Annotated in this window: 9 protein-coding genes and 1 pseudogene; 6 read left to right on the top strand and 4 right to left on the bottom strand. The window is 63.2% G+C overall.

The window, feature by feature from the left end; translation table 11 throughout:
- On the top strand, positions 1–186 hold a 186-nt coding region (locus AC1DN0_RS39000), incomplete at its 5' end, for a phosphate acyltransferase (RefSeq protein WP_477111538.1).
- 123 nt (positions 187–309) lie between these two features.
- Here the strand turns inward: AC1DN0_RS39000 and AC1DN0_RS39005 are convergent.
- Positions 310–870: an LbetaH domain-containing protein gene (locus tag AC1DN0_RS39005; RefSeq protein WP_441628424.1), complete on the bottom strand. Its 561-nt coding sequence runs from the start codon at positions 868–870 to the stop codon at positions 310–312.
- Between the two features lie 342 nt (positions 871–1,212).
- Between AC1DN0_RS39005 and AC1DN0_RS39010 the strand changes: the two genes are divergently transcribed.
- The 4 genes and pseudogenes from AC1DN0_RS39010 (at position 1,213) to AC1DN0_RS39025 (ending at position 6,366) form a co-directional block, all read left to right on the top strand.
- The gene (locus tag AC1DN0_RS39010) at positions 1,213–2,295 is read left to right on the top strand and encodes an enolase C-terminal domain-like protein (protein ID WP_441628422.1); all 1,083 of its coding nucleotides are present in this window, start codon (positions 1,213–1,215) and stop codon (positions 2,293–2,295) included.
- A 131-nt stretch (positions 2,296–2,426) separates the two neighbouring features.
- The gene (locus tag AC1DN0_RS39015) at positions 2,427–3,494 is read left to right on the top strand and encodes a carbon-nitrogen hydrolase family protein (protein ID WP_045240866.1); all 1,068 of its coding nucleotides are present in this window, start codon (positions 2,427–2,429) and stop codon (positions 3,492–3,494) included.
- A 263-nt stretch (positions 3,495–3,757) separates the two neighbouring features.
- A pseudogene (locus tag AC1DN0_RS39020) lies at positions 3,758–5,206 on the top strand (L-lactate permease); the annotation flags it as partial.
- 98 nt (positions 5,207–5,304) lie between these two features.
- Positions 5,305–6,366 carry a threonine aldolase family protein gene (locus AC1DN0_RS39025; RefSeq protein ID WP_441628418.1) on the top strand — a complete coding sequence of 354 codons (1,062 nt, stop codon included), beginning with the start codon at positions 5,305–5,307 and terminating at the stop codon, positions 6,364–6,366.
- A gap of 27 nt (positions 6,367–6,393) precedes the next feature.
- Here AC1DN0_RS39025 and AC1DN0_RS39030 read toward each other — a convergent pair whose 3' ends face one another.
- From AC1DN0_RS39030 to AC1DN0_RS39040, 3 genes are all read right to left on the bottom strand, one after another.
- Positions 6,394–7,284, bottom strand: coding sequence for a LysR substrate-binding domain-containing protein (locus AC1DN0_RS39030; protein ID WP_441628416.1), 891 nt, complete (start codon positions 7,282–7,284; stop codon positions 6,394–6,396).
- A gap of 260 nt (positions 7,285–7,544) precedes the next feature.
- Positions 7,545–10,592: an FAD-binding and (Fe-S)-binding domain-containing protein gene (locus AC1DN0_RS39035; protein WP_477111536.1), complete on the bottom strand. Its 3,048-nt coding sequence runs from the start codon at positions 10,590–10,592 to the stop codon at positions 7,545–7,547.
- Positions 10,593–10,770: 178 nt separating this feature from the next.
- Positions 10,771–11,985 carry a pyridoxal-phosphate-dependent aminotransferase family protein gene (locus tag AC1DN0_RS39040; RefSeq protein WP_477146509.1) on the bottom strand — a complete coding sequence of 405 codons (1,215 nt, stop codon included), beginning with the start codon at positions 11,983–11,985 and terminating at the stop codon, positions 10,771–10,773.
- 159 nt (positions 11,986–12,144) lie between these two features.
- Here AC1DN0_RS39040 and AC1DN0_RS39045 point away from each other — a divergent pair, with 159 nt between their 5' ends.
- Positions 12,145–12,882 (top strand): GntR family transcriptional regulator, encoded by a 738-nt coding sequence (locus AC1DN0_RS39045; RefSeq protein WP_441628410.1) that lies wholly within the window; start codon positions 12,145–12,147, stop codon positions 12,880–12,882.
- The last annotated feature ends 111 nt before the right edge of the window (positions 12,883–12,993 follow it).

Here is a 12,993-nt window from a genome sequence, read left to right on the forward strand (position 1 = left end):
GCGGCCAACATCGCCTACAACCTTCTCAAGGTCGCGGCGGGCAACAATGTGGCGATCGGACCGATCCTGCTCGGGGTCAAGGCGCCGGTGCACATCCTGACGCCGTCGGCGACGGTGCGGCGTATCGTCAATATGACGTCGCTGGTGGTAGTGGGCGCCGCGGCAATGCAATCGCCCAAGGACTGAGTCGCCGGGTACCGGCGCCAGAAGCAAGCGATCACCGCCGGGACTGCGGATGCCCGGCGGTGATCAGCGATACATGAAAGCCAGCAGGGGGCAAGCCTTGTCCGATGCGCGAGCCCCCTCCCCTCACAGCTCGTTCTGGATGCGTTTGTAGCCGCTTACAAACTGATTGTTCGTACGTGCGACATCTTCAGAGAATTCGGCGGCATCCGCTGTCACTCGCGGGATCTGTTCCAGATCCGTTGCCGGCCCGATCCGCTCCGTGGACGGCACATGGAATCCGCGCGGCAGGCGGCAGCCATCCACCACGGCGTTGTGCCGCACAACGCAGTCATGGCCGACCGAGCAGTTGTACAGGACACTGTTGAATCCGATAAAGACGCGGTCCCCCACGTCGCAGGGTCCGTGGACGATGGCGCGGTGGGCAATGGACGTGTCCGACCCGATCAGCACCGCCGCACCCGCCCGGGAATGAATGATTACCCCATCCTGGATATTTGAGTTCGCGCCGATGACGATCGGCTGCATGCCGCCGTCCGGCCCGACCTCATCCGCCCGGATAACGACATAGGGTCCGATGAACACATTCTCACGGACCACCACGCGCCCGCAAATGATTGCGGTGGGGTCGACAAATGCACTCTCGTGAATAACCGGTAAATCTCCGCTTGGGTTCTTTCGAATCACAGCATGGTCCCTTGGCATGTTTTATCGCAGTGCATGGTCAAGGGCATCCCGCGGAGCACCCCGTCCCGCACAGTCTCCGCGCGCACTGGCGCCTGGCATGAGCACCATACAGCGGCGCCACCGGCTCAGGCAACGGAAAGGCGGCCGCCGGCGAATATTTCAATCCCGCTTGATCGTATTTCAAGGCACTTCGTTTTTATTCAAAGCGACGGACGAATACGAGCCTAATGATTACGGGCTCAATGATTCGTGAAATACTTTCAAAGCACTCCCATACTGCCGCTCCCGATTCTCAACGCATACTAGCGTCATCCGTTTTTGAGAAACCCAGCGAGAGCGATTATGTCCAACTCCCCGTTGATCACCGGCTTCGATGTGCGCCCGGTCATTGTTCCACTGCACCCTCCCCTGCGAACCGCAAGCGGTGTCATGGCGACCGCGCCGCTGGTGCTGCTCGATATCAAGACCAGCAGCGGCATCGCCGGCAGCGCGTACATCTTCACGTATACGCCGCTCGTCCTGCGGGGCATTGTCCAGGTACTGAAAGACGTCCTGCCGGTGATGGAGTCATGGGCACTCGAACCGCGGGCGAATATGGAAGCGCTCCGGCGCAAGTTCGTCCTGATCGGCACGCCAGGCCTCCTCGACATGGCCCTGGCTGCGATCGACATGGCCCTGTGGGACGCACATTCGCGCGTCATCGGACTGCCGCTGGTGCGGGTGCTCGGTGGCACGCCGTCAAAGACCGTTGCCTATGCGAGCTTCGGCATGGAGCGTCCGAATGATGCCGCGCCGCTGATCGAAGCCGCCGTGCGGGCGGGCTTCCGCGCCATCAAGATCAAGATTGGGTACCCGACCCTGGAGGAAGACCTCCGGGCCGTGCGCGCCGCCAGGGCACTGATCGGCACGGACGGCAAGCTGATGGTCGACTACAACCAGTCCCTGTCCGTCCCCGAATCCATCCGCAGGGGCGAGGCCCTCGACGAAGAGGGCATCGAGTGGATAGAGGAACCGACAAGGTACGACGATTTCGCCGGCCACGCGAAGATCGCCGCCGCGGTCAGGACCCCCATTCAGCTTGGCGAGAACCTCTACGGCCCGCGCGAGGTGCTCCGCAGCATCCAGCAAGCGTCATCGGACCTCATGATGCTCGACCTGATGAAGATCGGCGGCGTATCGGGCTGGCTCGACGCCTCGGCGGTCTGTGCCGCTACCGCCATCCCGGTCTCCACGCACTTCTTCCAGGAGGCGAGCGCGCATCTCCAGAGCCTTACCCCGACCGCGCACTACCTGGAGTACTTCGGGCTCGCTGACGCGGTCCTGCTGGATCCCTTGCAGGTAACCGAAGGCGCTGTCGAGCCCGGCGAGCTTCCCGGACTGGGCATCCGGTGGAACGAAGACGCGATCCGCCGTTTCGCCGCCTGATTTTCCTGGTGCCCGGTTCCCGGAACCCGGCTTTCGAACGCCAGCGCCCGAATGTTCAGGCACCCAAGGCACCTAAAGCAGCTAAAGCACCCAACTGCCGGCAACGGCATTTCTTTCGGAGACAACCTCAAATGAAAACCTATCCCAAGTTCAAAGCCGCCGCGTGCCATGCGGCACCGATCTACTTCAATACGCCGGCGACCGTCGACAAGGCCTGCGCATGGATCGCCGAAGCCGCCGGCAACGGCGCCGAGCTCATCGCGTTTCCGGAAGCCTTCATCTCTTCCTTCCCGGTCTGGTCCGGCGTCTGGGCGCCGGTGGATGTGCATGAGTTCTTCGTCAAGCTGGCCTCGTCGGCAGTGGAAGTGAATGGCCCCGAGGTCAGGCAGATCCGCGATTGCGCCAAGCGGCACGGTGTCTTTGTTTCACTGGGCATCAACGAGGGCACGCCGATCAGCCCCGCCTGCATCTGGGACACCAACATCCTGATCGGCGACGACGGGTCCATCCTGAATGCACACCGCAAGCTCGTTCCCACGTATTGGGAGAAGCTCACGTGGACACCGGGCGACGGTAACGGCCTGCGCGTGTCGGACACCCGCATCGGCCGCATCGGTGCGCTGGTTTGCGGCGAGAACACCAATGCCCTCGCACGCTTTACGCTGCTCGCGCAAGGTGAAAACGTGCACGTTTCGTCCTTCTCTCCGCGCTGGCCGACCAATCCGCCGGGAGAGTCGGGCTACGACCTTGAAGCGGCGATCCGCCTGCGCGCCGGCGCRCACGCCTTCGAAGGCAAGCTCTTCAATATCGTGGCATCGGGCTTTCTTCCCCCCGAAGCCATCGACATGATCAGCCGCGACAATTCCAGGGCTCGCCAGTTGCTCGAAGAGTCGCCGAAGAGCGTTTCCATGATCCTGGGACCGGATGGCCAGCCCATCAGCGAGGTGATCCGCGACGAGGAAGGCATCGTCTATGCGGATATCGACCTCGCGAAATGCGTGGTGCCGAAGCAGTTCCAGGACGTGGTCGGCTACTACAACCGCTTCGATGTGTTCCAGTTGAAGGTCAACCGGCGCGCGCTGGCGCCAGTTGAATTCTCCTCGCATCCGGAGGAGCGCACTGCCGGGGCCGAGGACGACGACCTGAACGATCTCCTCTTCAATTCCGCGGGCACCGTCCCCGCGCGGCACAATGCCTGACCCGAAGCGCGATGGCGCGCTATTGCGATAGTGCACTAGTCAATATTGCAATGGTCAATCGCGGTCCGGCCCCCCAGCGCCGGACCGCCGATCTCTTCACGGCGTGAATTAAAACCAGTCTGAAACCACTCCGTGCCCCACCGGCGAAGTATCGAAACATATCGATTCAGCCGCATAAAAATGCATTGCTAGGAGACAAACATGGCATGGAGTCAAATCTATGATCCATTGGGAAGCCCGTTGCTCTCGACACTCGTCGCAGCTCCGGCCTCTTCCCGATCGGCTGGATCGTCCTCAACATCATCTTCCTGCACCGGCTGACCACGCAGAACGGCTTCTTCAAGGCGCTCCAGAATTCGATCTCCGGGGTCACGGAAGACAAGCGCATCCAGCTATTGCTGGTCGCGTTTTGTTTTGGCGCCTTTTTTGAAGGCGCCGCCGGATTCGGCACGCCGGTCGCGGTCACTGGCGCCATCCTGATCGGCTTTGGCTTCTCCCCGCTCGCCGCATCCGGGCTCGCGCTGATCGCCAATACGGCGCCGGTGGCATTCGGCGCGCTTGGCTCCCCTGTCCTTGCCCTCGCTTCCGTCACGGGGCTGGATCTCTTGCAACTTTCGGCCATGATCGGAAGGCAGTTGCCCTTCTTCTCGGTCCTGGTGCCGTTCTGGCTGATCTGGGCGTTTGCCGGTTTCCGGGGCATGAAAGAGATCTGGCCGGCCATCCTGGTCGCAGGTGTCAGCTTCGCGGTCCCGCAGTATCTCGTTTCCAATTTCCACGGGCCCTGGCTTGTCGACGTCATCTCCTCGCTCGTCTCCATGAGCTGCCTGGCCCTGTTCATGAAGGTCTGGAAGCCCCGCAAGATCTGGACATCCGCAAAGCTGTTCAACCGTCACGATGATTCCAGGRTCGAGAACCACGAGCCGCCGCAAACGGAAGCCCCGGAACGCCGCATCTCCGCGGCGAAGGCGTGGATGCCGTGGGTCATCCTGACTGTGTTTGTCTTCCTGTGGGGGATTCCGCAGGTCAAGAAGTCCCTGGATGTCCTCTGGACCTGGAAATACAGCATCCCCGGCCTGGACAAAATGGTGCTCAAGATGCCGCCGGTGGTCGCCGCGGCGATTCCCGAATCGGCCGTGTACTCGTTCAACGTCCTGTCGATGGCCGGCACCGGCATCCTGGTCGCGTCGGTGATCGGCGGCATCCTGATGGGATACTCGCTGCCCAGGCTGCTGCGGGAGTACTGGCAGACCATCAAGCTGGTCCGGTATTCGCTGCTGACCATCTGCGCCATGTTCGGCGTGGGCTACCTGACCAAGTTCTCCGGCCTGGACGCGACGCTGGGGCTTGCCTTTGCCCATACCGGTGTCCTCTATCCGCTCTTCGGCACGATGCTCGGCTGGCTTGGCGTGGCGCTGACCGGATCGGACACGGCCGCCAACGTGCTGTTCGGCGGCCTGCAGAAGACCACCGCTGAACAACTCGGCCTGTCGCCGTACCTGATGGCATCCGCCAACAGCTCAGGCGGCGTCATGGGGAAGATGATCGATGCGCAATCCATCGTGGTTGCCTCGACCGCCACCAAGTGGTACGGGCATGAAGGCGACATCTTGCGCTACGTCTTCTTCCACTCCCTGATCCTGGCCGTTCTCGTTGGACTCTTCATTACGCTGCAGGCGTATGTCTACCCGTTCACGCAGATGGTCATCCATTAGCTTGGCGCCTGCCCCTTCCCCAAAGAGGCAAGCATTTGGCCGATCCCCCGGATCGGCTTTTTTCCCTCGCCGCTTTCCCTATCACGAGGCAGGATTCCATGCATACGCGGATCGATCTCTACAGCGACACTAAGACCCGGCCTTCGCCCGGCATGCGCGCGGCAATGGCGGGCGCCACCGTTGGCGACGAACAAGCCGGCGAGGACCCGACGACGCTGGCCCTCTGCGCACGGGTAGCCGGTCTCCTGGGCATGGAGGCCGGCGTCTTTCTTCCGTCCGGGACGATGGCCAACCTGGTCGCGATCCTGGTGCATGCCCGGCCCGGCGACGAGCTGATCGCGGACAGCCAGTCTCACATCGTGTGCACCGAGGCCGCCGGTGCCGCCGCGATTGGCGGAGTCGCCGTCTATCCGCTCGAATCGCCGCACGGCATCTTCGATGCGGCACAGGTCGCCGGCGCGATCCGTCCGCGTGGCCGTACCTCGCCGCGAACCGCCATGCTGTGCGTCGAGCAGACGACCAATTTCGCCGGCGGCGCAGTCTGGAGCATCGGGCAACTGAAGGGCGTGCGCGATGTGGCGCAAGATGCCGGCCTGGCATGCCACATGGACGGCGCCCGCCTGCTGAACGCCAGCGCCGCTACCGGCATGGCGCCGTCGGACTATGCACAGGGATGGGATAGCGCGTGGATCGACCTGACCAAAGGACTTGGGTGCCCTGTCGGGGCCGTGCTATGCGGCACCGGGCGTTTCATCGAGCGCGCGTGGGAATGGAAGTACCGCCTGGGCGGCGCCATGCGCCAGTCCGGCGTCCTCGCGGCAGCCGGACTGTATGCACTGGACAACCACCTGGAACAATTGCCCCGGGATCATGAGAATGCCGCGCTGATTTGGCGGGCGCTGGCCGCCAGCCAGCTCTTCCGCTTCGATCCGCCGGTGCCGCAGACCAACATCCTGCGCTTCGCGTTCTCCGACGCCAGGATCGACAATGCGGGATTCGCCGGACGATGCCTTGAACGCGGCGTGAGGGTCCGGGCTATCGACCGTGGCTTCGTGCGCGTCACCACCCACCTCGACATCTCCGCCGATATGGCGGCGGCCGCTGCCGCCACGATGCTGTCGGTTGCCCACGAGATGCGCGGCGGAGCCTCAGGCGGTTGATTCAGGCTGATTCAGGCTGATTCCGGCTTACTTCAACGGATTGCGCAATATGTCGGTCATCCAGCGGACGAACTTCACAATATCGCTCCCCTCTTCGCATCCCGGCGGGTAGGTGATGTAGTACGCGTAGATCGAGCGCACCTGAAGGTCGAACAAGGGAACCAGGACGCCCGAACTGATCCAGCTCCGCGCCATCCTGTTGCGCGCCAGTGCAACGCCCTGGCCGTTCACCGCCGCTTCCAGCATCAGCCCGAGGTCGACAAACTGCGCGCCGATGCTCGGCTCCGGCCAGTCCAGCCCGGCGGCCACCAGCCAGGGCCGCCAGGGCTCAAGCGGACAACGCAGGAGGCGTGCCGTGGATAGTTTCTCGGGCGACTGGAATGGTCCGACATCGCGAAGGTAGCTGGGACTGCAGACAGGAAAGACCGGCTCATCCAGTATCTTCACCGTTTCGAGGCCCGGATAATTTCCTGTGCCAAAGCGGATCTCGATATCCGCATTCTCGGATTTGAGCCCCACCAGCGGCACGGACAGCTGAAGAATCAGCTCGATATCGGGGTGCGCATCCTGGAAACCGGTGAGATGCGGCACCAGCACCTGGCGCGCAAAGGTCGGCGGTGCGGCGACGCGCAACTGGCGGATCTCTCCGGCCGACCTTGGCCGGGCGCTGTAGTGGCTCAACGCGTTCAGCGCTTCCTTCACCACTTCGAGATACTCGGACCCTCGCGCCGTCAGGGTGAACCCGCCCTGGACCGAATTGAAAAGCTCGATGCCCATGACGTCTTCAAGCTGGCGGATGCGATGACTGATCGCACTGGGCGTGACGCACAATTCTTGCGCCGCCAACGTCCCGCTGCGCAGCCGCGCGACGGCTTCGAACGCGGTCAGGCATTGCAGCGGTGGAACTCTATACGTCATGGAAAGTGCTCACGAGTGTACCTACCCCAACCGCTGCGGATGCGACGGACAACAGGCGTTCAGAGCTACGCGAGGGAGGAGAACCCGAGACGCCGGAGCACACTATCGGGGCGTATCCTCCATGCCCGGTGCGCGTATGCCTGCGGCAACGGAACCTCGCGCAAGTATAACCGCACAGGTCGTGCGCGTTGCCGACGGGGCTTCACCGGCGCGGTCCAGCGGGCGATCGCGGTTTCGCAATCGCCGCGGGACAACACAGGTCAGCCCGCGCGCAGCAAGGCATCGAAATCCTCGTCGAGCGCGGACGCCAGCAAGCGGGCAACATGCACCGCCGGCGTACCCGTCCCGTCATGGATCTGGTGACGGCAGCTCGTTCCATCGGCGACGACAACCGCGTCGCTGCCGGCGCTTCGGACCGCTGGCAGCAGGGATAGCTCCGCCATGGCCCTGGACGCTTCAAAGTGCTCCGCTTCATAACCGAAGCTGCCAGCCATTCCGCAGCAAGACGACTCCACCGTGTCGACCTTGAGTCCCGGAATCCATTTCAATACCGTCTGTACCGGGCGGAAGGCATCGAACGCCTTCTGGTGGCAATGGCCATGCACAAGCACCTTGTTGCCGGGAATGCCTGTGAGCTTGAGCGCCAGCCGGCCGGCTTCCTTCTCCGCCACCAGGAACTCCTCGAACAGGTAGGCGGACTTCGCCAGGCGCCGGGCTTCGTCGCCGAATCCGTAGCTCAGGAACTCGTCCCGCAGGGAGAGCAGACAGGATGGTTCCAGTCCGACGATGGGTACACCGGCAGCGACGTAAGGCTTCAAGGCATCCAGTGCGCGCCTTGCCTCGGCTTTGGCTTCGTCGACAAGGCCCGCCGCCAGGAAGGTGCGCCCGCAGCAAAGCGGCCGCTGGTCCGGCGAGACACTGAAGTGAACGTCATACCCGGCCGCGCTCAGCACACGCTCCGCGGCAACCGCGTTCGCCGGCTCCATATAGTTGTTGAACGTATCGACAAAGAGCAAGACGGTCTTCTCGCCGATCGCTGTCCGGCCTGCCGTCTTGCGCCTCGACAGAAACGAACGCTCGAAGCGCGGCAGCGACCGCTCGGGAGCAAAACCGATCCAGCGCTTCATCAGCGAGGACAGCACCGGGATCCGGTCCGCCAGGTTGACCAGCGGCGCGAACTTGCTCGCCAGCGGCGCATAGCGCGGCATGAATGCCACCAGGCGGTCGCGTAATCCCAGTCCGTGCCGTTGCGTCCAGGCCGAGCGCGCCTCGATCTTTACCTTCGCCATGTCCACGCCGGTCGGGCAGTCCCGCTTGCAGCCCTTGCAGGAAACGCAGAGGTCCAGCACTTCCTTGACCTCGGGGCTGGCCAGCCCTTCCGCCCCCAGCTGGCCGGACAATGCCAGCCGCAGGGTGTTGGCGCGCCCGCGGGTCACGTGCTTTTCATCCTTCGTCACGCGGTAGCTGGGACACATGGTGCCGGCATCGAACTTCCGGCAGTGGCCGTTGTTGTTGCACATCTCCACGGCCTTCGCCAGCCCCTGGGCGCGGTCGCCGCCCAGGCCGGGGGCGGTCTCCACGCCCGAGATGGGGTCCCGCATGACATTCCATGCGGTCCAGTCGAGCGCGGGCTGCAGCGCGATCGCCTGGTACTCCGGGGAGTAGCGGAAGTGCCGGCTGTCGTCCATGCGCGGCGGCTGGACAATCTTGTCCGGGTTGAAACGGTTATCCGGGTCGAACAGCGACTTGATCTCCCGGAATGCCTGGTGGATCCTGGGGCCGTACTGCCACGCCACCCATTCGCCCCGGCACAGTCCGTCCCCATGCTCGCCAGAGAACGCGCCCTTGTACTCGCGGACCAGCTCGGCGGCCTCCTCGGCAATGGCCCGCATTTTCGCGGCGCCATCGCGCCGCATGTCCAGGATCGGCCGGACATGCAGGGTACCCACGCTGGCGTGGGCGTACCAGGTTCCTTCCGTGCCATGCCGATGGAACACGCCGGTAAGACGGTCGGTGTACTCCGCCAGGTGCTCAAGCGGTACCGCGCAGTCTTCGATGAAGGAGACGGGCTTGCCATCGCCTTTCATGCTCATCATGATGTTCAGGCCGGCTTTCCGGACTTCCCACAAGGCCTTTTGCTGCCCCATGTCGGCCATTGGCTTGACCGAGCCGGGCAAGCCCAGGTCGCCCATCAACTCGACCAGGCCATCCAGTTGCCTGAGCAGGGAATCCTGCTGCTCGCCCGCGAACTCCACCAGCAGGATGGCCTGTGGATTGCCGACCAGCGCCTTCTCGATCACCGGGCGGAAGGCGGGATTGCCCATCGCCAGGTCGATCATCGTCCTGTCGACCAGTTCCACCGCGCACGGACCCAGCTTGACGATGTGCTGGGTCATATCCATTGCCTGGTAGAAGGTGGGGAAGCTGACGACGCCCAGGACTTTATGCGCCGGGAGCGGCGAGAGCCTGAGCGTGAGCTGCCGGCTTACCGCCAGCGTCCCTTCGGACCCGACCAGGATATGCGCCAGGTTGGCCAGGCCATCGTCCGTGTATGACCGCGGATTCTGGCAATCGAAGATATCGATGTTGTAGCCACCGACCCGGCGCAACACCTTCGGGACCCGCTCGACAATCTCGCGATTCTCGCGTTCGGCGATGTGCCGCAGTCCCGCCAGTATCTCGCCCAGCCGCCCCGGCTGCGGATCGCCGCGCACCGAAGCAAAACTGGCCTGCGTGCCGTCGGCAAGGACAGCGTCGATGGCGTGCACGTTGTGCACCATGTTGCCGTACTCGATCGAGCGGGAGCCGCACGAATTGTTGCCTGCCATGCCGCCGATCGTACATTGCGCCCCCGTGGAGACGTCCACCGGGAACCACAAGCCATGCGGCTTCAGCCAGGCATTCAGGTGGTCCAGGACAATGCCCGGCTCAACGGTGACCAGCCTGGCCTGCGCATCGAAGCTGACTACGTTATTGAGCCATTTGCTGTTGTCGATGACGAGCGCCTCGCCCACGGTCTGGCCGCACTGGCTGGTCCCCGCCCCTCGCGCCAGGATCGGGGCTCCGCTATCCCTTGCTATGTCCAGCGCCAGGATCAGATCGGCCTGGTCGCGCGGCACCACGACGCCCAGGGGCATGATCTGGTAGATCGACGCGTCGGTGGAGTACCGCCCACGGCTGGCGGCATCGAAGAGTACGTCCCCCCTGAGTTCCTTGCGGAGAAGCCTGGCGAGCGGACTGCCTGAACCGGCACGCGAAGGCACGAGATGAACGGGTTTCACCAGCGGAGACGGGGATAGGATAGTCATGATAGGTGGCGGTGGGCCTGGCGGATGCCGGCCACGCGAGCGGGGCTTCGGCGAGACCACGAAAATGTCTCGGGGGAAGCCCGGCCGCGCTGACGGAAGATGAAGTGAATGCGGCCTGGTCCGGGCACCCGTCCCGGACCGTCAGTCACATCCCTGGCGCTGCGCTAACGGGTGGCCTTCAGCTTTTGACCAGCGGTGGAACGACCTGATCGCCAAGGAATTCCATCGCCGCCAGCACGCCACTGGCGGCGGTCTTCACGCCGGAGATCTTCAGGCCCATCTCGCATCCCGCGAGCGCCCCGACCAGCGTCAGGTCATTGCAGTCGCCCAGATGGCCGATCCGGAACATCCGGCCACGCAACTTGCCCAGCCCGGCGCCCAGGGAAATATCGAAGCGCTCGTAGGTATTCCTGCGGACCACGTCGGCATCGACACCATCCGGCATCATGACGCCGGTCAGCACGGGGCTGTACACCGCGGCGTCCACGCACTGGATTTCGAGCCCCCAGGCCCGCACCGCGCGCCGGCATGCCTCGGCAAGACGCTTGTGGCGGGCAAAGACATGCTGAAGCCCCTCCGTCTCGATCATGTCCAGCGCTTCCGACAAGCCATAGAGCAGATTCGTATTCGGCGTATAGGGCCAGTATCCGGTCTTGTTCATCTCCAGGATCTCAGACCAGCCGAAGAAACTGCGGGGCAACGTGGCGTGACGGCTGGTCTCGATGGCCTTGGGGGACAGCGCATTGAAGCTGATCCCCGGTGGCAGCATCAGGCCCTTCTGCGAACCGGAGATGGTCACGTCCACGCCCCATTCATCATGCCGGTAGTCCGCCGAGCCAAGGCTGGAGATCGTATCCACCATCAGCAGCGCCGGATGCCCGGCGGCATCGATGGCGGCCCGTACCGCCGCGATATTCGAGGTCACGCCCGTCGACGTCTCATTGTGGACGACGCAAACCGCCTTGATTTCATGCCGCGTGTCAGCGCGCAACCGTTCTTCGATCATCGGGGCATTCACGCCGCGCCGCCATCCCTCGATGCCGGGAAGCCCGAGAAACTCGGGCTGCAGGCCGAGACTGCGCGCCATCTTGTCCCACAGCGTCGCAAAATGTCCCGTCTMGTACATCAGGACCTTGTCACCCGCGCTMAGGGTGTTCACCAGCGCGGCCTCCCAGGCGCCGGTTCCGGACGCGGGATAAATGATGACCGGATGCCGCGTCTGGAAGATCTTCTTGATACCATCGAGCACCTTCAGGCCAAGCGCGCCGAACTCGGGTCCGCGATGGTCGATCGTCGGATAGCTGATCGCCCGCAGGATCCTGTCGGGGACAGGACTCGGCCCCGGAATTTGAAGAAAGTGGCGACCGGAAGGATGAAAATCCAGCTTAAGCATTGCGTTCTCCTCTGATGAATTTTGAATACAATTCAATTTAGCAGAACGATCTCCATAAATCCGGCAAGCCGGCTTGAAGTTTTCTCAATCCCGTTTGAGCATCGATTTGCCGACATTTCCGTTAGTATTTCCGCACAAGGAAGCTAATTGGAGTCCTGCATGCAAACGGCACCGCCGCCGGCCCGCCCCGGATCCGCGCCATTGCTCCCGAAGGTGATGCGCCAACGCCTCCATGACGCGGTGGTGGACCATATCAGGAGTCTCATTGTCGAAGGCAAGCTGGTGGCCGGCCAGAAGATGAATGAGCGCGAACTCTGCGAGGTCTTTGGCATCTCGCGAACGCCGCTGCGCGAAGCGATGAAGGTGCTTGCTGCCGAAGGACTGATTGAGCTCACCCCCAACCGTGGCGCGTCGGTGGCCAGCATGTCGGCACCCGAGATACGCGAGGCTTTTGAAGTCCTTGGGGGCCTGGAGGCCCTGGCGGGGCAACTCGCGTGCGAGCGGATGACCGACGCGGAGCTGCTGGAAATCAGGCGCCTGCACCACGATATGATCGCGTGCCGCACGCGCAACGATCTTGCCGGCTACTACGCACGGAACCAGACGATCCATGACAGGATCAACGAGGCAGCGCGAAACTCGGCGCTGCGCCAGATCTACCAGACCGTCAACCGGCGCTTGCAGGCGCTGCGATTTCGCTCGAATTTCCAGGCGCCGAAATGGGACAGCGCGGTGCAGGACCACACGCAGATGCTGCTGGCGCTGGAAGCGCGGGACGGCGCCAGGCTTGCCGGGATCCTGCAGCGGCATTTGCTTGATAAGCGGGATGCGGTGTTGGGCACGCAGACGTTGCCGGGTGATGTTTATTCTTGCGAGTCGGGTGCATTTCACGCTTAATGCACTTATATTGCGCGAGCGAAGATGGACGGCAATGGATCGGCAATGGATCTCGATTCTTTTTTCCTGGATTTCAGTGACGATGCCCTGAACGACACGCTCCCATACCTG

The organism is Cupriavidus sp. 05N39, from assembly GCF_056397325.1.